At 67.6% G+C, this 22875-nt stretch carries 21 protein-coding genes; 11 read left to right on the top strand and 10 right to left on the bottom strand.

Going from position 1 to position 22875, the window contains the following annotated elements; genetic code table 11:
* Window positions 1-90 precede the first annotated feature (90 nt).
* The 8 genes from flgB (at window position 91) to recA (ending at window position 7517) form a co-directional block, all read left to right on the top strand.
* A complete protein-coding gene (gene flgB, locus VH569_RS09990; RefSeq protein WP_423315205.1) occupies window positions 91-495 on the top strand; it encodes a flagellar basal body rod protein FlgB in 405 nt (134 codons plus the stop codon).
* Between the two features lie 49 nt (window positions 496-544).
* Complete coding sequence (gene flgC / locus VH569_RS09985) at window positions 545-955, top strand: flagellar basal body rod protein FlgC (protein WP_174475116.1); 411 nt, start codon at window positions 545-547, stop codon at window positions 953-955.
* A gap of 52 nt (window positions 956-1007) precedes the next feature.
* On the top strand, window positions 1008-1307 hold the full coding sequence (gene fliE, locus VH569_RS09980) for a flagellar hook-basal body complex protein FliE (RefSeq protein ID WP_395458160.1): 300 nt from the start codon (window positions 1008-1010) through the stop codon (window positions 1305-1307).
* Between the two features lie 45 nt (window positions 1308-1352).
* Window positions 1353-1712, top strand: a complete 360-nt coding sequence (locus VH569_RS09975) for a flagellar biosynthetic protein FliQ (RefSeq protein WP_395458158.1) — start codon at window positions 1353-1355, stop codon at window positions 1710-1712.
* Entirely contained in the window at window positions 1709-2479 is a 771-nt protein-coding gene (gene fliR / locus VH569_RS09970) for a flagellar biosynthetic protein FliR (protein WP_423315204.1), read from the top strand. The genes VH569_RS09975 and fliR overlap by 4 nt, the downstream gene beginning before the upstream one ends.
* Before the next feature lie 13 nt (window positions 2480-2492).
* Window positions 2493-3569, top strand: a complete 1077-nt coding sequence (gene flhB / locus VH569_RS09965) for a flagellar biosynthesis protein FlhB (RefSeq protein ID WP_423315203.1) — start codon at window positions 2493-2495, stop codon at window positions 3567-3569.
* 147 nt (window positions 3570-3716) lie between these two features.
* Window positions 3717-6263, top strand: coding sequence for an ATP-binding protein (locus VH569_RS09960; protein WP_423315202.1), 2547 nt, complete (start codon window positions 3717-3719; stop codon window positions 6261-6263).
* A 174-nt stretch (window positions 6264-6437) separates the two neighbouring features.
* Complete coding sequence (recA, locus tag VH569_RS09955) at window positions 6438-7517, top strand: recombinase RecA (RefSeq protein WP_423315201.1); 1080 nt, start codon at window positions 6438-6440, stop codon at window positions 7515-7517.
* A 91-nt stretch (window positions 7518-7608) separates the two neighbouring features.
* Here recA and VH569_RS09950 read toward each other — a convergent pair whose 3' ends face one another.
* Both VH569_RS09950 and VH569_RS09945 read right to left on the bottom strand, forming a co-directional pair.
* Complete coding sequence (locus VH569_RS09950) at window positions 7609-8175, bottom strand: hypothetical protein (protein ID WP_423315200.1); 567 nt, start codon at window positions 8173-8175, stop codon at window positions 7609-7611.
* 88 nt (window positions 8176-8263) lie between these two features.
* Window positions 8264-10873 (bottom strand): glycosyltransferase family 2 protein, encoded by a 2610-nt coding sequence (locus tag VH569_RS09945; RefSeq protein ID WP_423315199.1) that lies wholly within the window; start codon window positions 10871-10873, stop codon window positions 8264-8266.
* Window positions 10874-11144: 271 nt separating this feature from the next.
* Between VH569_RS09945 and VH569_RS09940 the strand changes: the two genes are divergently transcribed.
* Complete coding sequence (locus VH569_RS09940) at window positions 11145-11585, top strand: HIT domain-containing protein (RefSeq protein ID WP_423315198.1); 441 nt, start codon at window positions 11145-11147, stop codon at window positions 11583-11585.
* A 42-nt stretch (window positions 11586-11627) separates the two neighbouring features.
* On the opposite strand, the gene VH569_RS09935 is transcribed toward VH569_RS09940, so the two are convergent.
* Window positions 11628-13559: a di-heme-cytochrome C peroxidase gene (locus VH569_RS09935; protein WP_423315197.1), complete on the bottom strand. Its 1932-nt coding sequence runs from the start codon at window positions 13557-13559 to the stop codon at window positions 11628-11630.
* Between the two features lie 195 nt (window positions 13560-13754).
* On the opposite strand from VH569_RS09935, the gene VH569_RS09930 reads away from it, so the two are divergent.
* A complete protein-coding gene (locus tag VH569_RS09930) occupies window positions 13755-13952 on the top strand; it encodes a hypothetical protein (RefSeq protein ID WP_098740080.1) in 198 nt (65 codons plus the stop codon).
* Between the two features lie 63 nt (window positions 13953-14015).
* Here VH569_RS09930 and VH569_RS09925 read toward each other — a convergent pair whose 3' ends face one another.
* From VH569_RS09925 to VH569_RS09915, 3 genes are all read right to left on the bottom strand, one after another.
* Window positions 14016-14969, bottom strand: coding sequence for an ACT domain-containing protein (locus VH569_RS09925; RefSeq protein ID WP_423315196.1), 954 nt, complete (start codon window positions 14967-14969; stop codon window positions 14016-14018).
* A gap of 1 nt (window position 14970) precedes the next feature.
* On the bottom strand, window positions 14971-18612 hold the full coding sequence (mfd, locus tag VH569_RS09920) for a transcription-repair coupling factor (RefSeq protein WP_423315195.1): 3642 nt from the start codon (window positions 18610-18612) through the stop codon (window positions 14971-14973).
* Window positions 18613-18690: 78 nt separating this feature from the next.
* Entirely contained in the window at window positions 18691-19014 is a 324-nt protein-coding gene (locus VH569_RS09915) for a succinate dehydrogenase assembly factor 2 (protein WP_423315194.1), read from the bottom strand.
* 237 nt (window positions 19015-19251) lie between these two features.
* On the opposite strand from VH569_RS09915, the gene sugE reads away from it, so the two are divergent.
* Window positions 19252-19569, top strand: coding sequence for a quaternary ammonium compound efflux SMR transporter SugE (gene sugE, locus VH569_RS09910; RefSeq protein ID WP_098740076.1), 318 nt, complete (start codon window positions 19252-19254; stop codon window positions 19567-19569).
* Window positions 19570-19587: 18 nt separating this feature from the next.
* Here the strand turns inward: sugE and VH569_RS09905 are convergent, their stop codons facing one another.
* The 4 genes from VH569_RS09905 to tldD all read right to left on the bottom strand — a co-directional run bounded on the left by VH569_RS09905 (window position 19588) and on the right by tldD (window position 22857).
* Complete coding sequence (locus VH569_RS09905; RefSeq protein ID WP_423315192.1) at window positions 19588-20127, bottom strand: glycine cleavage system protein R; 540 nt, start codon at window positions 20125-20127, stop codon at window positions 19588-19590.
* A 247-nt stretch (window positions 20128-20374) separates the two neighbouring features.
* Complete coding sequence (locus tag VH569_RS09900; protein WP_423315191.1) at window positions 20375-20662, bottom strand: immunity protein Tsi6 family protein; 288 nt, start codon at window positions 20660-20662, stop codon at window positions 20375-20377.
* A gap of 46 nt (window positions 20663-20708) precedes the next feature.
* Complete coding sequence (locus VH569_RS09895; RefSeq protein WP_423315189.1) at window positions 20709-21269, bottom strand: polymorphic toxin type 46 domain-containing protein; 561 nt, start codon at window positions 21267-21269, stop codon at window positions 20709-20711.
* A 154-nt stretch (window positions 21270-21423) separates the two neighbouring features.
* Window positions 21424-22857 carry a metalloprotease TldD gene (gene tldD, locus VH569_RS09890; protein ID WP_174469714.1) on the bottom strand — a complete coding sequence of 478 codons (1434 nt, stop codon included), beginning with the start codon at window positions 22855-22857 and terminating at the stop codon, window positions 21424-21426.
* Between the last annotated feature and the right edge of the window lie 18 nt (window positions 22858-22875).

The raw sequence follows: 22875 nt of genomic DNA, 5'->3' as shown, positions 1-22875 counted from the left end.
TTGCAGTCTATGGCGATATCCTTGCCGGACGCCGCCGTCAGGGCGGCATTTGGCGGAATCGGCGGCGGTCTTGGCGGCGGGATCAGGGCGATGGACCTCGGAAATCTCGGACTCTTCAAACTGATGTCGCGCAAGATGGACTGGCTGACCCAACGCCAGGAAGTCCTGTCGCAGAACATCGCCAACGCCGACACGCCCGAATACAAGAGCCGCGACCTGAAGCCCTTCAGCTTCCGCGACGCGCTGAGCGACAGCCGGCGGCTGACCCCGGTGGCGACCAACGCGTCCCATCTGGCCGGCACCCGCGGCGCCGGCGGCATGGCCGAGGAACAGAAGGTGCGCGATCCGTACGAGACGGCGCCGGACGGCAACAACGTCGTGCTGGAAGACCAGATGATGCGGATGAGCCAGAGTTCGATGGATTATCAGACCATCACGAACCTGTATAAGAAGCAGGTGGCGATGATCAAATCGGCGATCCGCTCGGGCAGCTGAGTGTCTTTCCGACCGGTCTTTCCGGCCGGATTTTTGAGGAGGCGGTGCGATGGATCTCTACAAGTCGATGGCGGTGTCCGCCTCGGGCATGAAGGCGCAGGGCACGCGCCTGAAGGTCATCTCGGAGAATCTGGCCAACGCCAACACCACCGCCGAAACGCCCGGCGATCTGCCCTATCGCCGCAAGACCGTCATCTTCAAGAACGAGCTGGACCGGGCGATGGACGTCGACAAGGTCCGCGTCGCCAAGGTCGATGTGGACAAGAGCGATTTCCAGCGCAAGTACGACCCGTCGCACCCGTCGGCCGACGCCGAGGGCTATGTCCTGATGCCCAACGTCAATTCGGTGGTGGAGGCGATGGACATGCGCGAGGCCCAGCGCAGCTACGAAGCCAACCTGTCGGCGATCGACACCGCGCGCCAGATGCTGACCCGCACGCTCGACCTCCTGCGCACCTGATATTTCGCCGCCTCACGTCCGCCAACCATCCTGACCGACCGGAACCGCCGCCATGATCAATCCGCTGAACGCCGCCGCGGCTTATGCCACCACCGCCGCCAAGACGACCGGCCCTGGCATGGCCGCGCGCGACGGCGCGTCCTTCGGCGACGTGCTGGAGCAGGCGGCCAAGGAGAGCATCGGCACCCTGAAGAAGAGCGAGGACATCTCGGCGATGGCCGCCGTCGGCAAGGCCGACCTGAACGACGTCGTCCAGGCGGTGACCAATGCCGAGGTGACGCTGCAGACCGTCACCGCCGTGCGCGACAAGGTGCTGAACGCCTACCAGGAAATCCTGCGCATGCCGATGTGACGGCCTGCGCCCGGTCCTACACGCCGTCATGCCCGGCTTGCCGTTATGAACGAGACCGAAGTCATCGAGCTTTGCCGCACCTCGATCGTCACGCTGGTGATCGTGTGCGGGCCGATTCTGGTCATCATGATGGCGCTCGGCACCGTCATCTCCATCTTCCAGGCGGTCACCCAGATCAGCGAGCAGACCATCGCCATGGTGCCGAAGGTGATGCTGGTCTTCGGGCTCAGCATCCTGCTGATGCCCTTCATGCTGGGAAAGCTGACCGAGTTCTTCGAACATGAGGTCGCCGACCGCATCGTCGCCATCGGCGTCGGCGCCAACGAAAATGGCGGCGCGCCCTTCACGCCGGGCACCGGCGTGACGCCCGCCCCGGCCCCGACTGCCGCCGCGGCGGGCCAATGAACATCCTGCAACAGCTGCTGGGCGAACAGATCTTCGTCTGGATGCTGGTCTTCATGCGGGTCGGCACCGCCTTCAGCGTGATGCCGACCATCGGCGACGCCTTCGTTCCCACCCGCGCGCGGCTGCTGTTCGCGCTGGTGGTCAGCATGGTGGCGGCGCCGGCGATCCGGCCGATGCTGCCGCCGATGCCGGGCAATCCGTTCCAGCTGCTGGTGCTGGCCGCCGGCGAGATGACCATCGGCATCTTCATGGGCACCATCGCCCGGCTGCTGATGGGCGCGCTGGAGGTGGCCGGCACCATCATCAGCCTGCAGAGCGGGCTGGCCAACGCCCAGATCTTCAACCCGGCGATGGCGTCGGCCGGATCGCTGCCCGGTTCGCTGATGGGGTGGCTGGGGCTGCTTCTGCTGTTCGTCACCGACCTGCACCATCTGCTGATCATGGCGGTGGTCGACAGCTATTCCACCTTCGCGCCCGGGGCGGCGATCCCGATCGACGACATGGCGAATGTGATCGGACAGCTGGTGTCGAAGAGCTTCATGATGGGGGTGCAGATGGCCGCCCCCTTCCTGATCACCGGCATCCTGTTCGCGCTGGCGCTGGGGCTCTTGAACAAGCTGGCGCCGCAGGTGCAGGTGTTCCAGCTCTTCACCTCGGTCCAGGTGCTGCTGGGCCTGTTCATGTTCGCCCTGACGCTGGGGGCGATGATGCTGTTCTGGCTGTCGCGATTCGAATCGACCTTCATCGAATTCCTGAAGCCGCTGTAGAGGGAGGACGCCGGTGTCGGAAGAAGCTGACGAGTCCTCCAAAACAGAAGACCCGACGGGAAAAAAGCTCGACGAGGCCCACAAACAGGGCCAGTTCGCGATGACCCGCGAGGCCGCGAACTGGTTGATGGTCGCGGCGATGCTGGTGGTTCTGGTCTCCATCCTGCCCGGCACGATGAAGGGGCTGGTCTTCCGCCTGAACTATTATTTCGAGAACCTGGACCGCATCACCTTCGACCGGGCCGGCGTCGGCGCGCTGCTGTTCCGGGTGATGAGCGACGCCATGTGGGCGCTGTGGCTGCCCATCCTGCTGTTCGTGGTGGCCGGCGTCATGTCGACCATCGGGCAGACCGGCTTCCATATCTCGTGGGAGCTGATCTCGCCGAAGTTCGGCAAGCTGAACCCGCTGCCCGGCCTGATGAACATGTTCAAGGCCAACCAGGGCGTGGAGCTGCTGAAGAGCATCGTCAAGCTGGGGGTGGTCGGCGGCGTCGCCTATATGGCGCTGGTGCCGATGTTCGGCGGCATCGAGGCCTATATCGGCATCGACATCGTCGCCATGCTGTTGCAGATGGACGGGCTGGCCCATCGCCTGCTGGTCTGGGTTCTCGTCGTCCTGACCTTCATCGCCGCCGGCGACTTCCTGTGGCAGAAGCAGCAGTTCGACAAGAAGATGAAGATGACCAAGCAGGAGGTGAAGGACGAGCACAAGCAGCAGGAAGGCGACCCCGTGGTCAAGGGCCGCATTCGGCAGATCCGGTTCGAACGCGCGCGCAAGCGCATGATGGCCGCGGTGCCGAACGCCGACGTGGTGGTCACCAACCCGACCCACTTCGCGGTTGCGCTGAAATACGATCCGACCCAGATGGGCGCGCCGATGGTGCTGGCGAAGGGCGTGGATCAGGTCGCCTTCAAGATTCGCGAGATCGCCGAATCGAACAACGTGCCGGTCATAGAAAACCCGCCCCTTGCCCGTGCGCTCTATGCCGCTTGCGATATCGACGCGGAAGTGCCATCCGAGCATTATCGGGCGGTCGCCGAAGTCATCACCTATGTCTTCAAGCTGAAAGGGCGGTCGCTGCGCAACTGATCCGGGTGCAACCGATATGGGCGCAACGGATCCGGCCCCGTGATGGTTGATGGGATCGGTTGGATCGGCCGGCCATCGCAGGTGGTGTGACGGGCAAGTGCGGACCGGGGCATGTCCCGGCCGGACCGTGTGGGGTTTGGAGTATTGGTGGACGACACAACTTCCCTTTCCGACAGCGCGCGCAATGCAGTGAACCGCAAGGCTTCGTCCGGCGGGGTGTTGATGCTGGTCCAATATGCGCTGGCGCCGGCCGGACTGCTGGTGCTGGCCGCCGGGTTGCTGTTGGAGCGCGACGCGGTCGGCTGGCTGGGGGCGGCGCTGGTGGCCTTGGGCGTGGTCCTGCTGATCGCCCGCAGCGTGTCGGTGGTGCGGCGGTCGGCCCACATCGGCGCGCTTCTCGGCGGTGCGCTGGAAGGAATGCCGGCCGGACAGCTGGTCTGCGACGGAACGGACGATGTGGTGTTCGTCAACGCCGCCTTCCGCGAGCTGGCGGGCTGGCGCCGCGGCGAACGGCCGCTGGACGCCCTGGCCCGCCAATTCTCCGGCGACCCCGACAGCGCGCGCGAATTCCGCCGCCTGCGCGAACGGGTGAGGGCAGGGGGCGCCGCCTCGGCCGAGCTGGCGATCCCGGCGCTGGACGGCCACCCGCCGGAATGGCGCAAGGTGCAGGGCCAGCCGGTGGCCGGCTTCCCCGGCTCCGTCCACTGGCGGATCGAGGACATCACCGCCCGGCGAGAGCTGGAGCATGTCATGCTGCGCGAGCAGGCCAAGCTCGCCGACTTCATGGAGCATGCGCCGGTCGGCTTCTTCTCGGTCGATCAGAACGGCCATTTCCTGTTCGTGAACGCCACCCTGGCGCAATGGCTGGAGGCGGCCCCCGGCGACCTGACCGACGGCGAGGCGCGGCTGCACGGCATCCTGGCGGCCCCTCCGGTTTCCGCCGCCCCCTATGACCTGTTCGACCATGGCGGCGGCGAGCAGCGCGGCGAACTGACCATGGTGGGTTTGGGCCGCCGGCGGTTCCAGGTCGCGGTGGCGCAGAGCGTGGTGCATGCCGACGACGGCACCATCCACACCCGCTCGGTGGTGCGCGACCTGTCCCCGGAACGGGAGTGGCAGGAGGCGCTGCGCCAGTCCGAGCAGCGGTTCCAGCGCTTCTTCGAGGATGCGCCCATCGGCATCGCGCTCGTCGACGAGACCGGGCAGCTGACCGAATGCAACGAGGCCTTCCTGGCGCTGATCGGCAGCGAGACCGGCAGCGTCATCAACCGCCCGATGGCCGACCTGATCGTTCCGGCGGAGCGCGAGGCGGTGATCGCCCGGCTGCGGGCGGTGCAGGGCGGCGCCGACCCGGCCCACCCGCTGGAGGTCCGGCTGTCCGGCGGGCGCGAGCTGACCGCCCAGCTCTATGCCCGGCGCCTCGCCAACCCGGTGCGCACGGATGGCCGTGCGGATGGCGCCAGGGGGGATGGCGCCAGGGGAGATGGGGTGGGCCTGATCCTGCACTTCATCGACATGACCGAGCGCAAGAGCCTGGAGGCCCAGTTCGCCCAGTCGCAGAAGATGCAGGCGGTCGGCCAGCTGGCCGGCGGCGTGGCGCACGACTTCAATAACCTGCTGACGGCGATGATCGGCTTCTGCGACCTGCTGCTGCTGCGGCACAAGCCGGGCGACCAGTCCTTCAGCGACATCATGCAGATCAAGCAGAACGCCAACCGCGCCGCCAACCTCGTGCGGCAGCTGCTGGCCTTCTCGCGCCAGCAGACCCTGCAGCCGCGCGTCATCAATGTGACCGACGTGCTGGCGGAGCTGGCGAACCTGCTGCGCCGGCTGATCGGCGAGAACATCGAACTGAAAATGATCCACGGCCGCGACCTGGGTCTGGTCAAGGTCGACCAGAACCAGCTGGAGCAGGTCATCATCAATCTGGTGGTCAATGCCCGCGACGCCATGGCCGGCGGCGGCAAGCTGATCGTCAACACCACCAACTACGTCGTCAGCCAGCCGGAACGGCGGGAGCACGAGACGGTGCCGGCCGGCAGCTACGTCTCCATCGAGGTGATCGACACCGGCTGTGGCATCGCGCGGGAGAATCTCCAGCGCATCTTCGAGCCCTTCTATACGACCAAGGAGGTCGGATCGGGCACCGGGCTCGGCCTGTCGACGGTCTACGGCATCGTGCGGCAGACCGGCGGATTCGTGCTGGTCGATTCGGCGGTGGGGGAGGGAACGACCTTCACCATCCTGCTGCCTCACCACCAGGGCGAGCTGCGCCCGGTCGATACGGCGGAGCCGCGCGAGCGGCGCGGCAGCGACCTGACCGGCACCGGCATCATCCTGCTGGTGGAGGACGAGGACGCGGTGCGCGTCTTCTCCGCCCGCGCGCTGCGCAACAAGGGCTATCAGGTGCTGGAGGCCAAGAACGGCGAGGCGGCCTTGCAGCAGATCGAGACCAACGGCGCCTCCATCGACCTGCTGATCACCGACGTGGTGATGCCGCAGATGGACGGCCCGACGCTGGCCCGCCATGTCCGCAGGCTGCGCCCGGAGATGCGGGTCATCTTCATCTCCGGCTATGCCGAGGACCGGCTGGGCGAGATCGACGGCGTCGAAGTCGCCCATTTCCTGCCCAAGCCCTTCTCGCTGAAGCAGCTGGCTTCCAAGGTGAAGGAGGTCATCCGCGACGGGCGTTAGGGGGCGGTGACGGGCAGGCGGGGGAGCGAATTCGTTCGCGAAAAAGAGCCCGGCCAACCCCGGTAAAATAGGAACGCACAGGCAACATCGGCGCTTGCAAACGAGAACGAAGAGAGTACATTCAGCCTCGTTGCAAGAGCGCTGACCGTGTGTTCTAAGAGAGGGGTACCGGGCATGTCGTCCGCACAGCTTCGTTTGGTCGAGAAGGATTCCATGGACAAGCAGAAGGCGCTCGATGCCGCCCTGAGCCAGATCGAACGCGCGTTCGGCAAGGGCTCGATCATGAAGCTCGGCGCCAAGGAGAGCTTGGTCGAGACGGAGGTGATTTCCACCGGCTCCCTGGGACTCGACATCGCGCTGGGCATCGGCGGCCTGCCGAAGGGCCGCATCATCGAAATCTACGGCCCGGAAAGCTCGGGCAAGACCACGCTGGCGCTGCACGCCATCGCCCAGGCCCAGAAGGCCGGCGGCACCTGTGCGTTCATCGACGCCGAGCATGCGCTCGACCCGTCCTATGCCCGCAAGCTCGGCGTCAAGGTCGACGATCTGCTGATCTCCCAGCCCGATGCCGGCGAGCAGGCGCTGGAGATCGCCGACACGCTGGTGCGCTCCGGCGCCATCGACGTGCTGGTGGTCGACTCGGTTGCGGCGCTGGTGCCGCGCGCCGAACTGGAAGGCGAGATGGGCGACAGCCATGTCGGCCTGCATGCCCGCCTGATGAGCCAGGCGCTGCGCAAGCTGACCGGCTCGATCTCCAAGTCGAACTGCCTCGTCATCTTCATCAACCAGATCCGCCTGAAGATCGGCGTGATGTTCGGCAATCCGGAGACGACGACCGGCGGCAACGCGCTGAAGTTCTACGCCTCGGTCCGTCTCGACATCCGCCGCATCGGCGCGATCAAGGACCGCGACGCCGTCGTCGGCAACCAGACCCGCGTCAAGGTGGTGAAGAACAAGATGGCCCCGCCGTTCCGCGTGGTCGAGTTCGACATCATGTATGGCGAGGGCGTGTCGAAGGTGGGCGAGCTGCTCGACCTCGGCATCCAGGCCGGCGTGGTGGACAAGTCGGGGGCGTGGTTCAGCTATGACGGCACCCGCATCGGCCAGGGCCGCGAGAACGCCAAGACGTATCTGCGCAACAACCCGGAGATGGCCGACGCCATCGAGGCCAAGATCCGCGGCAACGCCGGTCTGGTCGCCGATGCGATGATGGGCACCCCGGAGACCGACGGCGAAGCCTCCACGCCGGAGTGACGCCGAACGGCCGTCTGTGACGAAAAGCCCCGCCTTCCGAAAGGAAAGCGGGGCTTTTCGCTTTGGGGTGTCGGCTGGCGAATGCCCTCACCTACACATCTACCACCATATGCGGCCGGAACGCTCCCTCCAGCGTCAGCAGCAGATGCAGGTAGACCGCCACCTTGCGCGCCCGGTCGGTGTTGCGGGAGAGGCAGTCGCGCAGCTGTTCGGCCATCCGGGCGGTTTCCGCATCCTGCTCCGGCGCTGCCGCGGTGACGGCCTGGACGATGTGTTCGGGATCGACCGGGATCGGCGCCGCCGGGTCCTTCAGCAGGGCCTCGGCCAGCGCCTCCTCGTCATGGGGGACCGACGGCGCCGCGCTCGGCTTGGCAGGAGTGCTTCGGGACAGATGGTTGCGGAGGCTGTCCTTCAGCCGGCTGCGCTGCCGGTCGTCCAGCCCGTCGAACTGATCGACCTCATCGAACAGCAGGTCGTAGAGGCGGCGGCGCTGCGGGTTCGGCGGGCTCTGCTCGCGCCGCTCCTGCTCACGCTCCTGCTGTTCCCGCCGCGGGTTGCGGCGGTGGTTGCGGTCGGTGGCGCTGCCGGCCCGCTCGACGCCCGCGGTGGTGCGGACGCTGAATTCCGGTGGGCCGACACCGTGGACATTGCCGGACATGTGCCGCCTCCCGGGGAACCGCCCCGTCAGCGATCAAGTCTGGCAGAGCCGGCGCTTCCTTCCAAGCCGAAGCGCCGGCCTATGACCATCAGTCGCCGGCGCCGGCCACCGCATTGTCGGCCGGTTGCGGCTTGTTCCTGCCGAATCCCAGCGTCGGGAAGACGTTGATCAGCGCGGTGATGAAGGCGGCCAGATAGGGCAGCGACTGCACCACCAGCAGGCCCGACCACATGAAGGCGTCTCGGTTCTCGTGGCCGAAGACCATGACGATGGCGAGCGCGGCGCCCCACAGCGACACCAGCAGCACCAGTTCCTCCCGCGCCATCAGGAAGGCCTGCATCAGCGCCGGCTGGTTCTCGCACTTCGGCGTGCGGACGAAGGGACGGCCGGAGGTGAACATGCCGAGCCACATGGCGCGGCCGACCGTGTGGGTCAGCGCCATGCCGGCCACGGCAGCGCCGACCTTGTCCCAGAAGCCGCACTTCACCCGCGCCTCGTAGAGCCAGAGCGAGGCGCCGACCTTGAAGGCGAAGACGCTGAGCGTCGGGATCATGAAGACGTTGGGCGGGAACTCGAAATATTTCGGGAAGGCCATCAGCCCGATGGACCACAGGATGCCGGCGATGCCGAACACCATGTGGGCGGCGTCGGCGAACCAGGGCAGCCAGCCGGTGATGAAGTGGTATTTCTGGCCGGCGGTCAGCTCCTTGGCGCCGGGCGACAGTTGGCGCCAATGATGCTTCAGGATCTGCACCGCACCGTAGGCCCAGCGGAAGCGCTGCGTCTTGTAGGCGGAGAAGCTGTCGGGCACGAGGCCCTTGCCGTAGCTCTCCGGCATGTAGACGGCTTCATAGCCATGCTCGAACAGGCGCAGGCCGAGGTCGGCGTCCTCGGTGATGCACCATTCGCCCCAGCGGCCGACCTTTTCCAGGGCCGACTTGCGGATGATGGTCATGGTGCCGTGCTGGATGATCGCGTTGCGCTCGTTGCGCTGGATCATGCCGATGTGGAAGAAGCCGGCATATTCCCAGTTGGTCATGCGCTGGAACAGGTCGTGTTCCCACTCGCGATAATCCTGCGGCGACTGGACGAAGCCGACCTCCGGCCGGTTGAAGTGCGGGATGGTCGCCTTCAGCCAGTCGGGATGGACCTGATAGTCGCTGTCGATGACGGCGATGTGCTCGGCATCCGGGGCGGTCTGCGCCAGACCGAAGTTCAGCGCGCCGGCCTTGAAGCCCGGCCAGTTGTCGAGGTGGAAGAAGCGGAACTTCGGCCCCAGCTTCCGGCAATACTCCTCGATCGGCCGCCAGACCGCCGGATCCTTGGTGTTGTTGTCGAGCAGCAGGACTTCGTAATTCGGGTAGTCGAGGTTCGCCAGCGCATCCAGCGTCTGCATGACCATGTGCGGCGGCTCGTTGTAGCAGGGCACATGGATCGACACCTTCGCCGCGTTGGGCAGCGGGGCGGCGGAGCAGGGGATGAATTTGCGCTTGAACTTGTGTTGCCAGACGACCTCGGTCAGCTCCATGCCGTCGATCAGCATGACCGCGAACAGCACCAGCTGGCAGAAGATCAGCAGGCCCCAGGCGATTTCGGTGGTGAGCGCGAGGCCGGCGGCCGAGGCGGCGCTGACGGTGAAGACCAGCACGGAGGCGACCGCCTGGATCAGCGCGCCGTAGAAGATCTGGCCGCCGATTTTCAGGTCGCCGCGGCGCCACAGGAAGAACACCAGCGGCAGGAAGCCCAGCGCCACGGCGGTGGCGCACTTGATCTCCCAGTTGCGGACCTCGTTCACCCCGCCGATCATCGGGAATTTCGGGTTGCGCTGATAGTCCCACAGGCCCCAGCTGGTGCCCGCCGTGCCTTCGATCTCCCGCTTCCAGGGCTGGTCGAAGGCCTCCATGATGAAGTAGTCGAGCTTGTTCTGGGCGGCGACGTTCAGGAAGTTGCGGATGAACTTGGCCTGATTGACCTGGCTCGCCTCGGCGCCGCGGCGCCACGGGCCGTCGGCCGGCCAGCCGATCTCGCCGATCAGGATGTGCTTGTTGGGGAACTTCGCCTTCAGCTCGTTGTAGCGGAACATGGCGTAATCGACCGACTGGTCGACCGGCACGCCTTCCCAGTAGGGCAGCAGATGGACGGCGAGGAAGTCGACCGCGTCGGCCAGTTCGGGGTTCTTCAGCCAGACGTGCCACGGCTCGGCGATGGAGACCGGGACGTTGACCTTCTTCTTCACCCGCTTGACGTACTCGATGGCCTGCGCGACCGTCAGGTCGGCGCGCAGGATCGCCTCGTTGCCGACCAGCACCCGGCGGACGTTGCTGTTGGCGCGGGCGAGCTTGATCAGGCCGGCCAGCTCGGGCTCGTCGATCTCCGGCTTGCCGGCGGTCCAGGCGCCGGCGGTCACCGGCAGGCCGTGCTTGGCGGCGATGGCCGCCACCATTTCCGAGCCGTCGGTGGTCGAATAGGTTCTGACCGCCTTCACCGCGCCTTCCAGCGCCGTCATGTCCTTTTCGATGTCGTCGGCGGACGCCTTGTCGCCCTTCGACGGGCTCTTGTCCGAATGGAACGGGGTATAGGCGACGCCGGTGATGGCGCCGGCCCAGGACCGCTCGTCCACCGGACGGTTCCACAGCGCCCAGAAGGCGATGTTGCCGAGGATCACCAGGATCAGAACCGCAAAGGCCGATTTGCGCATGTGGGTCGTTCTCGCTCGCCGCACCAGAAAACATGGATACGGCCCGCGGAAATGGCGCAAGGGGATCGCTGCCGCCCCGACCATTGCCTCGGACCGAACTCTATAAACGTCCAACGAAAGCCGCTCGGGCCATATGGCCGGCGCGCACGGCCTTCTATACAAGCTTCGCGGTTGGCCCGCCACTGCCGGCTACAACAGGGCAGCCTCCGGATTATTCCCGGATGATGCTTCCGGCCAGTACCGGACAGCCAGTGTCAGAAAGGAGTGAAGCATGTTTTCCCTTAACGAACGGCTACAGGCCGACACCTGTCCTGTGACCGATCTGGAGCTTTGCCGGGTCCTGCTGATGAACAACCGGCTGTGGCCCTGGCTGATCCTGGTGCCGATGCGCGAAGGCGCGGTGGAAATCCACCGGCTGGCCGAAGAGGATCAGGCGACGCTGATGCGGGAGATCGCGCTGGCGTCCCGCGTGGTGGAACGGCTGTTCGCGCCGGACAAGATGAATGTCGGGGCGCTGGGCAACATGGTGCCGCAGCTGCACGTCCATGTGATCGGGCGGACGCGCGGCGATCCGGCATGGCCGGGTCCGGTCTGGGGGGCCGGCCACGCCGAGCCCTACGAGCCGGCGGAGGCGGAGGCCCTGGCGCAACGGCTGGCCGACGCGCTGCTGGCCGACACGCTGCCGGCCGACACGCTGCGTGTGGAGGACTGACCGCCGGCCCGGTCGCGAGGCGGGGCCGGCGGGGGACAGGCGTTACAGGGTCTTCAGATATTCCACCAGATCCCAGCGCTCCTGTTCCGACAGGCCGCGGCCGATGATGCCGCTGCCGGCGACACCGGACCCGACGAACTGGTGCCCGACATTGGTGTTGCCGGGGATTTTGGTGTCGAGGGTGAAGGTGCCGTCGGCGCAGTCGGTCCGGTAGCCGACCTTCACCGGATCGAAGCTGCGCAGGCCGAGGCAGAAGCTCTTCGGCCGCTCGGCCAGCGGCGACAGCAGGTCGTAAAGCGTGGGGACCGAGCCGTTGTGCAGGTAGGGACCGGCGGCCCAGATGCCATCCAGCGGACGGGCCTTGTAGCCGCCTTCGGCCTGCAGGCAGTTCGGACGGAAGCCGTTCATCTCCTCCCGCTTGGCGGGCGGGATTTTGTTCTCGTCATAGGCGGTCTCGGCCGTCTTCTGGACGACGTAGCCCAGCGCCGCCGCGAAGCTGGTCCTGGTGACTGGCTCGCCCGGCTTGCCGTTGCACAGGCTGGCGGGGTCGACCTTCAGGAAGGCGGGCAGCTGCACCGTCCGGGTCTGGAGGATGTTGGCCTGGGCCGGATCGGTGCCGACATTGATCGGCGTGACCTTCAGATAGCTCTGCTTGGCGGCGTTCGGCTTGGTCCAGTATTTGGCGTCCCAGAAGGCCGGGGTGTCGACCGGCGGAAGGTGGCAGCCCTGGCACAGCTCCTGGTACAGGCCGGCGCCGCGCGCCCGCTTGGCCTCATCGACGGTGCCGAGCACGGCTTGCGGCCATTTCGGCGCGGTCAGCCCCTGGAAGCCGGTCATGCTGCCGTCCGGCTTGCGGGCCCGCGGGTTGGGACCGGCCAGCAGCTGTTCCATCCTGTAGAGATTGTCGACCGGAACGGAGGAGGCATAGAGCTTGCGGTCCGGGTTCGACAGGTTCACCCGCGCCGCCACGCCCATCGCCTCGCCGGCGTTGCGCACCATCGGCTGCATGATCGAGGCGTCGTACTGCACCCAGTCGAACCAGGACGCGTTCCAGATGTGCGGATACTTCACCGGCGCCGTGATGGCGGCGACGTTGGTGAAGGGGTCGAACTCCACCTTGCCGTTCAGCAGGTCGTTGGTGAAGACGGTGTTGCCGATCCGGGTCAGCGCGTCCAGACGGTTGAAGCCTTCGACGACCGCCGGATTGCCGCTCTGCGCCGCGCCGCGCTTCGCCAGGGCTTCCAGGGTGGCCAGCGTCTGCTCGAACTGCTCGCGCAGGGCGGCCGTCTGTTCGGCGGTGCGGTTGGGGCCGAGCACGCGGTCGGCGAAGCGGTCGAACCGGCCGGGCAGGACCTTGGTGTAGGCCAGCGAATAGCCCAGCGCCGCCGTCAGCGCATCGAGGTTGATGACGGCCGGCGCGCCGTCGATGCGCAGGCTGACCTCGTTATACTCGATATGGCCGGTGTGGCAGGCGGCGCAGGTCAGGCCGATCTGGTCGGGCAGCGGCGTGCCGGTCGTCGGGTCGGTATAGCCCTTGGTGCGGGCGAAGCCGACCGGCAGGCCGTCCGGGTTGACCTCGTCCTCCGACTGGTTGTAGGCGGCCAGCACCGCCTTGGCCGAGCCGGGTTCCGCCCCATAGCCGTAATCCCGCGCCGTGCCGCCGCCCAGCCGCTTCGGGCTGGGGATGAAGCCGAACTGTTGGAGATACGATTCGTCCGCCAGCATCCTGGGTTCGCCGAAGACCCGGATGTCCGGCTGCTCCAGCGCCATGAACCAGGCATAGGAGATCGGGAAGGTCGAGGTGCCCTGGCTGGCATGGTGGTACCAATAGCGCTCGCCCGGCTTCCAGTTCTGGTCGAGCCAGACCGTTTCCTTGACGGGGGCCGGTGTCGGCAGGGCCGGCGCACAGGCGCCGAGCAAAGTCAGCGGCAGCAGGCCGGCCGCCGCCACAATCGACAGGCGAGACGCATTCATGGGCGAAACCTCCACGCGCGGGGGTTGATGATCGATAACCCCACTGTCGCTGTGATAAATAAGCCCGGGCAACAGGAAAATTGTATTTCTTTACGACATGCAATTTTTGAAACGGGAGTGGAACCGCAGGGCCGGGCGCGTGGTTGTCAGGTCGGAACCGTTCGTGGGTTCAGCAAAAATCCGGAGATCGCCGCCATGGCCACCGAAGACCGCCCCGCCTCCCGCACCTCCGACGCCCCGTCCGACGCCGCCCAGCGGATCGAGGACAAGCTGGTCGATGAGACCGGCAAGGCCTCCGGCGATCCCGACAAGCCGGTCCAGAAGAAGTGGGAGGAGATGGGCGAGCGCGAGGAGATCGCCGAGCAAAGCCAGCGGGAGGGCGGCGGCGCCTGATCGACCATCCCCCGCCCCTTGCCGACCGAAGGCCGGTCCGGGGCGGGGGAGGGCAATCCCGTCCTACCGCTTCACCGTGCAGGTCAGCGCCAGCACGTCCGCGGCCTTGTCCAGATCGTCGGCGCGGACCAGCACATAGTCGGTGTTGTAGGTGGAGATCGCGAAGATCGGCAGATGAGCCTGGGCCAGTGGCACGGCGATGCGGGCCAGGATGCCGAACAGGGTGAAATCGACCACGCCCTCCACCCGGAAGGCGCGCCAGCCGCGTTCGGCCTTCACCCCCTCGGGCACGCGCTCCTCCCGGCAGAGGATCGACAGCTCCTCGCCGGTGCGGGTGGCGCCGACCAGCGGGTCGGTCCAGTCGAGCCAGTCCGGCAGGCCGCTGCCCGGCGGCAGCTGCGCCACCGCCAGACGCTCGGGCAGGATCGACAGGGTCAGGCCGGTCTGCTCGCGCACCAGCGCCGCGGTCAGCGTCGCCTCGTCCACCTCGAAGGGCTTCAGGATGCGGCGGGCGCGGGCGGCCAGCGACGGCACGCCGGAGCGCATGGCGCGGCCCAGCATCTCCGCCGAGGTTGCGCGCAGGCCGGCGTCCGATTCGGCCAGATCGACCACCGCCTGCAAGGCGCTGGTCTGGACGATGCGGCTGGGGCTGTTCTCGAACCAGTCGGCCAGCAGGACGGCGGCGCGGTGGCGCTGCTCCTCCGTCATGGTCAGGCGCGGCACGATCTGGGCGATGTGCCAGCGCACCTCCGCCTGCTCGATGGCGACGGCATCGGTCAGCAGATGCTCGACATAGGGGTCGAGCCAGCCGGCATTGCCGCGCGACACCCGTTCCAGCGCGTCGGCGGCGCGCATGCGCACGCTGGCATTGCGGTCGAACAGGCAGCCGACCAGCTCCGCCAGCTTGCCGCGGTCGGCCGACACCTCGTCGGCGACGGACGGGGCGTCGCCCATCGCACGCCGGTCGCCGATGGCCAGGCGGCGGGCCAGCGACGCGTTGCGGATCAACTCATCCATGTCAGCGCCGCCCGGTCGGACGGCCGAAGCGCGACGGCGTGCCGAAGCGCGAGGCGATCTTGGCCCCGGTCGGCTTCGGCGGCGGCGGAGGAGGGGGCGGCGGCGGGGTCTCGCCGCGCGGCACGCCGCCGCCCGACGCCATCTCCGCCAGATCCTTGACCAGCTTCTGCACGCTGCGCACGCGGGCCGCCGGGTCGGGCCATTCGCGGATATAGACCAGCTTGTGGTCGGGCCGCAGCTTCATCAGCGTCAAATGCTGGGCGATGTAGGTCAGCAGTTTGGCGGGCTCGGCATAGAAATTGTCGTGGAAGGCCAGCACCAGCCCCTTCGGACCGGCATCGACGCGGTCGATGTTGGCCTGCTTGCACCAGCGCTTGATGGTGACGACGTCCAGCAGGTTCTCCACCTCCTCCGGCAGCTTGCCGAAGCGGTCGATCAGCTCGGCGGCGAAGCCGTCCACCTCGGCGCGGTCGACCAGATCGGCGATGCGGCGGTAGAGCGACAGCCGCACCGTCAGGTCGGGGACGTAGCTTTCCGGGATCAGCACCGGTGTGCCCAGGTTGATCTGCGGCACCCACTCCTGCGCCGCGGCGGCGGCGACCGCGCCCTCCTGCATCGATGCCCGCGCGCTGGCGACGGCCTCCTCCAGCATCTGCTGGTAAAGCTCGACGCCGACCTCGCGCACCTGACCCGACTGCTCCTCGCCCAGCAGATTGCCGGCGCCGCGGATGTCCATGTCGTGGCTGGCGAGCTGGAAGCCGGCGCCCAGGCTGTCCAGCGTCTCGATGACGTGCAGGCGCTGCTGGGCGGTGCCGCTCAGCGGCTTGTTCGGCGCATAGGTCAGATAGGCGTAGCCGCGCTTCTTCGACCGGCCGACACGGCCGCGGATCTGGTAGAGCTGCGCCAGCCCGAACAGGTCGGCGCGGTGGACGATCAGCGTGTTGGCGTTGGGAATGTCCAGCCCGCTCTCGATGATGTTGGTGGCGAGCAGAACCTCGAACTTGCCCTCGTCGAAGGCGGTCATCACGTCTTCCAGCTCGCTGGCCGGCATCTGGCCGTGGGCGGTGACGATCTTGACCTCCGGCACCAGCTCGCGCACGCGCTCGGCCACCTTCGCCAGATCCTCCACGCGCGGGCAGACATAGAAGCTCTGGCCGCCGCGGTAATGCTCGCGCAGGATCGCCTCGCGGATCACCACCGGGTCGTAGGGCAGCACGAAGGTGCGCACCGCCAGACGGTCGACCGGCGGCGTCGCGATCAGCGACAGCTCGCGCACGCCGGACAGCGCCATCTGGAGCGTGCGCGGGATCGGCGTGGCGGTCAGCGTCAGCACATGGATGTCGGCGCGCAGCTCCTTCAGCCGCTCCTTCTGCTTCACGCCGAAATGCTGCTCCTCGTCGACGATGACCATGCCGAGCCGCTTGAAGTCGAGGCCCTTGGCGAGCAGGGCGTGGGTGCCGACGACGATGTCGGCGGTGCCCTCCGCCAGCTCCTTCTTGACCAGCGTCTGTTCGCGCGCGGTGACCATGCGCGACAGCTGCACGACGCGCACCGGCAGCCCGTTGAAGCGGGTCGAGAAGGTGCGGAAATGCTGGCGGGCGAGCAGGGTTGTCGGCACGACGACGGCGACCTGCTTGCCGCTCATCGCCACCATGAAGGCGGCGCGCAGCGCCACCTCGGTCTTGCCGAAGCCGACGTCGCCGCAGACCAGCCGGTCCATCGGCCGGCCGCTGCCGAGGTCGGTGAAGATGTCCTCGATGGCCTTCAACTGGTCGTCGGTCTCGGGGTAGGGGAAGCGGGCGGCGAACTCCTGATAGACGCCTTCCGGGGTCAGCACTGGATCGGCCTTCTTCAGCATGCGCTCCGCCGCGATCTTCAGCAGGGCCTCCGCCATGTCCTTCAGGCGCTTCTTGACCCGCGCCTTGCGGCCCTGCCAGCCGGCGCCGCCCAGCTTGTCGAGCTGGACATTGGCGTCCTCCGAGCCGTAGCGCGACAGCACCTCGATGTTCTCGACCGGGACGTAGAGCTTGTCGCCGCCCTCGTAGATCAGGCGCAGGCAGTCGTGCGGCGCGCCGGTGACGTCCAGCGTCTCCAGCCCATCGTAGCGGCCGATGCCGTGGTCCATATGGACGACGATGTCGCCCTCATGCAGGGCCGAATGCTCGGCGATGAAGTTGGCGGCCTTGCGCTTCTTCTTGGCCGGGCGGACCAGACGGTCGCCCAGGATGTCCTGCTCGGTGATGACGGCGAGGTCGGCGGAGGTGAAGCCATGCTCCATCCCCAGCACGATGGTGCCGATGATGCCGCGGTCGAACCGGCGGACATCCTCCATGCTCTCCGCCGGCTCCAGGCCGGGGATGCCGTGGTCGGCCAGCACGTTGGACAGGCGGTCGCGCGAGCCGGCGGAATATCCCGCGATCAGCACGCGGCGCCCGTCGGCGCGCAGTGCCCGGATATGGTCCTTCACCGCGTCGAAGACGTTCACGTCGGGGCGGTTGCGCTCCTCGGCGAAGTCATGGCCGCGCTTGCCGCCGGCATCGACCGTGCCCTTGATGCCGGGGGGCGTCGAGAAGATCTGGAGCTGCGCCACCGCGCGTTCCGCCAGCAGCGCGTCCCAGCCGATCCCGTCGAGGAACATCGAGGCGACCGGCACCGGCTTGTAGACCGGCGAGCCGGCCCGCTTCTCGATGGTCATCATGCCGTCGCGCGAGGCGTGGAAATCCACCACCTGGGCGATGCGGGCGTCGCGCGCCTCGTTGGCCTGATGGTCCAGGCTGACGATGCCGCGCGGCAGATAGTCCAGCACCGTGTCCATGCTCTCGTGGAACAGCGGCAGCCAATGCTCCATCCCGCCATAGCTGCGGCCGGCGGAGATCGCCTCGTAGAGCGGGTCGTCGTCGGTCACCGCGCCGAACAGCTCGCGGTAGCCGGAGCGGAAACGGGCGATCCCGGCGTCGTCGAGGAAGACCTCCGACATCGGCTTCAGCTCGACGCTGTCCCGCTTGTCGGTGGTGCGCTGGGTCATCGGATCGAAGGCGCGCACGCCCTCCAGCTCGTCGCCGAACAGGTCGAGGCGCAGCGGCTCCTCGGTGCCGGGCGGAAACAGGTCGACGATGCCGCCGCGCACCGCGAACTCGCCGGGCTCCCGCACCGTCTGCGCGCGGGTGTAGCCGTTGCCGGCGAGGTAGCGCTGCAGCTTCTCCAGGTCGATCCGGTCGCGCAGTTTGGCCGAGAACACCGCGTTCTTGAAGGCGCTGCGCGGCGGCACCTTCTGCACCACGGCGTTGACCGTGGTCAGCACGATCAGCGGCGCCAGACCGTCGCGGTTGGACGCCGCATCGCGCCGGGCGATCAGGCGGGTCAGCGTGTCGATGCGCCGGGCGACGATGCCGCCGTTGGGCGACACCCGGTCATAGGGCAGGCAGTCCCAGGCCGGGAAGGTCAGCACCTCCAGCTTCGGCGCGAAGAAGGCCAGCGCCTCCGCCAGCAGGGCGCAGCGCGTGTCGTCCAGCGCCACATGCAGCAGGCCGTAGCCGCCGGCCTTCTGCGCAAGCTCCGCCAGGATGCGGGCGTCATGACCCTCGGGCGCGCCGCCGATCAGGAGACGGCCGGCGCGGCCGGGCTGGAGATCGTAACTGACCAAAGGAGGATGCCTCGGAGAAGGGAAGTGCCTGTGGGGGAGCCTGGACCGGCTCCGTCGGGAGCCTTGACCGTGGCTCCGTCAGGAGCCTTGACGTGGTGTGTAACGGAACGCCGTCAACAGGCGCATCACATCGCTGTCATGCTCCGCCGGAACCGGCTCGCGGCCCGACATCCAGTCATAGAGGTCGGGATCGCCAAGCTCCAGCAGCGCCTCGAAGCGGTCGAGCATGGCGTGGTCGAACTCGCCGACATGGGCGTCGGCGAAGCTTCCCATCAGCAGGTCCATCTCGCGCGTGCCGCGGTGCCAGGAGCGGAAGCGCAGCCGCTTGCGCCGGTTTTCAAGCGATTCGGCCTTCTCGGGAGCCGGTGCCTTGGAAGCCGTGTGGGGGCCGTTATCGGTCATTGCAGTCCAACGTCGAAAGCCCCCAGCGCCACCAGCGGCGAAGGGGGAACCATTCAGGAACCCCATCCTGCACGGGCCGGCGTGGCGATGCAACATTCGCCGCCCACCCTGACCCGCCGGTCTTGACCTGATGGGCAGCCTGTCCTATCTGCGATCTGGCCCGCGGGGACGACCCCGCCGATTGCAGAGGCAAACCGGGTGGGGACGACCCCGCCATTCCAGGACGGAGGTACCGTCATGGCGTGGGTCACGCTGTTCTTCGCCGGTCTTTTCGAAATCGGTTGGGCCGTCGGCCTGAAATACACCGAAGGCTTCACCCGCCTGGTCCCCAGCGTGCTGACCGCTGCGGCGATGCTGGCAAGCATCCTGCTGCTGGGGGCGGCGCTGAAGACCCTGCCGCTCGGCACCGCCTATGCGGTGTGGACGGGCATCGGCACGGTCGGCACCGCCCTGCTCGGCATGATGCTGTTCGGCGAACCCGCCGGCGCGCTGCGCCTGCTGTGCATCGCGGCAATCGTCGGCGGGATCGTCGGGCTGAAAGTCCTGCATGGGTGAGGTGAGGGGGAAGCCCCCTCACAGCCCCTCCGCCCGGCAGGTCAGCCCCAGCGTTTCCGCGGTGTTGGCCACCGCCGACAGGCAGACCTCCGCCCGCTCCGGCGGGATCGAAACCGAGAAGCGCAGGACATAGCGCTCGCCGGCGCGGTCGGGCAGGGTCTGCGCGTCCAGGCGCACGATGTTGGCGTCGAACTGGGTGAAGATCTCCGACAGGCGGGCGACGAGGCCGGGCTGGTCGCCGCCCGACACCTCGACGCGGTGGGTGACCATCGCCTGCGGGCCCGGCTGCGGATCGAAGGCGAAGGGGGTGACCTTCACCTCGGCGCCGGCCAGGACGGGCAGGGACGACAGGCTGGCCTGGACTTCCGCCACCGTCAGGCCGGCGGGCAGTTCACAGACGGCGGAGAACTCGGCCCCGCTGCCCAGCGAGGCGAAGGTGGCGTCGCGCAGGTTGATGCCCTGTTCGAACAGGTGGCTGGTGATGCCGGACACCAGCCCGACCCGGTCGGGGCAGAAGGTGGAAACCAGGGCCAGCCCAGCGGTCGATTCCGTCGCCATCGCACATCTCCCGTTTTGCTTTTCTTCGACGGGCACGGGTTCGGCCGTGCCGTCCGGAAGGGCGATCATCGAAGCGGGGTGCCGGGAACGCCAGCACAAAATCGCACCCATACCGGCAAGCCAATGACTTGACTTGCCGTATTGCGTTCAAACGCCACGCAGGCTTTTCCGCGCCCATGTGGGCGCGCCGCCGCCGTCGCGGCGGCCAGGGAACGCCTGAAGAGGTCGGTTCAGGCGTTCCCTGGTATCAGAAGCCGAACAGGCGGCGGGTCGCGGCGCTGATGGCGTGAAGCTCCGCCGCCAGCGCCGGGTCGACGTCGTCGACATAGTGGGAGGCGAGCAGGCCGAAATTCAGCTCGTCGGCGCGGTCGAGCCGCTCGGCCCCATCCCGCGCCGCCCCGTCCACATAGTCGAGCTGGCGCTGGATGCTGGTCAGCCAGCTGTTTTCCGGTTCCCGCCGGGCCAGCGCCGCAACCCCGGCCTGGGCCTGCGCGATGCGGCGGCGCAACTCGTCGGCGGTGGCGATGTCGGGCATGGCGGGACTCCGGTTGCGATGGAGGGGTTGCGATTGCGGCGGGGTGTTACTGTACCAGACCGCCGCTGGTGACGCCGGCCTTCACGCTGTTGGGCACCACGACCTGGGCGCAGCCGCCCGCGGTCTGAACGCTGGTGCCGGGGGTGGTCCAGCTGTCGACGATGGGGGCGGCAACCGACTTCAGCCCCTGGCCGGCGGGCAGGACCGCCTTGTATTCGGCCCGGCCGGCGCCGGAGATGCCGAGGCAGTCGGGCGTCGCCGTCACCACGGGGGAGAAGAAATTGCCGAAGCGGACGCTGTCGTAGCCGGTGCGGACAAACTGGTACCAGCCGGTGCCGGCGGCGACGTCGATCACCTCCAGCGGCTTGGAGAAATCGATTCCCTTGGAATCGTCCGAATAGCGGGCGGAGGTGAGATCGGTGGAGGCATAGAAATAGCTCGCCACCACGACGCGGGCGTTCAACTGATCGGCGCTGGCGCCGGGCGCCTTGGCGGCGGTCACCTGCTCGACGCTCGGGGCGGTCTGGGCATGGCCCGGAAGGGCCGCGGCCAGCGCCAGTCCGAAAGAGAGCGTCGCGGCCATGAAAATGCGCGAAAAAGAATGCATCGGTGTTCATCCAATCCGGAAAGTTGAAAAACTCCGGAATGACGATACCGATGCAATCGGCGGCTCCAAACCCGAAATGCCAAAAGGCCCGAAATACGAAAAGGGCCGGACCGCAGAAGCGATCCGGCCCCATGTCAGGGACTGTCGTGCTGTGTCAGGCGGCGGTGCCGCCGACCGTCAGGCCTTCCAGCTTCAGCGTCGGCTGGCCGACGCCCACCGGCACGCCCTGGCCGTCCTTGCCGCAGGTGCCGACGCCGGGGTCGAGGCGGCTGTCGTTGCCGATCATCGACACGCGGGTCAGGCTGTCCGGGCCGTTGCCGATCAGGGTGGCGCCCTTCACCGCCGGACCCAGCTTGCCGTCCTCGATCAGGTAGGCTTCGCTGGCCGAGAAGACGAACTTGCCGTTGGTGATGTCAACCTGGCCGCCGCCGAAGTTCTTGGCGTAGATGCCCTTCTTGACCGAGGCGATGATCTCGTCCGGGCTGTGGTTGCCGTTGCGCATCACCGTGTTGGTCATGCGCGGCATCGGGTTGTAGGCGAAGCTCTGGCGCCGGCCGTTGCCGGTCGGGCGCATGCCCATCAGGCGGGCGTTCATGCGGTCTTGCATGAAGCCGACCAGGATGCCGTCCTCGATCAGCGTGGTGCACTGGCCGGGCGTGCCCTCGTCGTCGACGCTGATCGAGCCGCGCGAGTTCTCGATGGTGCCGTCATCGACGATGGTCACGCCGGGGGCGGCGATGCGCTGGCCCAGCAGGCCGGAGAAGGCGGAGGTCTTCTTGCGGTTGAAATCGCCCTCCAGCCCGTGGCCGATGGCCTCGTGCAGCAGGATGCCGGGCCAGCCGCTGCCCAGCACCACCGTCATCTCGCCGGCCGGTGCGGGGACGGAGGACAGGTTGACCAGCGCCTGCCGCAGCGCCTCGTCGACGAAGCCGCGCCAGGTTTCCGGCTGGATGTAGTGTTCGTAGGTGACGCGGCCGCCGCCGCCGTAGCCGCCGGTCTCCATCCGGTCGCCCTCGGCCACCACGACCGAGACGTTCAGGCGCACCAGCGGGCGCAGGTCGGCGACGCGCACGCCGTCGGCGCGCATGATCTGCACCGCCTGCCATTCGCCGCTGATCGAGCAGCTGACCTGCCGGACGCGCTCGTCCTTGGCGCGGGCATAGGCGTCGATGTCGGCCAGCAGCTTCACCTTCTCTTCGAAGGGGACGAGGTGCAGGGGATTGTCGGGGATGTAGAGCGCGCGGTTGGTGCCGGCCGGCGGCTCGGCCAGCGTGCCGGTGTGGCCGGCCTGCACGGCGCGCACGGTGGCGGCTGCGCGGCGGATCGCCTCTTCCGACAGGTTGCTGGCATGGGCGTAGCCGGTCGCCTCGCCGGCGATGGCGCGCAGGCCGAAGCCCTGGGTGGTGTCGAAGCTGGCGGATTTCAGCTTCCCATCGTCCCAGCCCAGCGACTCGCTCTGGGCGTATTCGAGGTAGAGCTCCCCATCGTCGGCACTGTGCAGGGCGTCCTGCACGACGCCTTCCACGCGGGCGCGGTCCATGCCGGCGCGGTTGAAGAAGAGATCGTCGGTGACGGCAAGCGCGCTCATGAAAACTCCGAACCTGTG

It is taken from the genome of Azospirillum sp. 11R-A (genome assembly GCF_049472615.1).
In the GTDB taxonomy this organism is placed as follows: domain Bacteria; phylum Pseudomonadota; class Alphaproteobacteria; order Azospirillales; family Azospirillaceae; genus Azospirillum; species Azospirillum palustre.
Note: the sequence above shows the minus strand (reverse complement) of the source record. Positions and strands in the feature narration are given on the sequence as shown.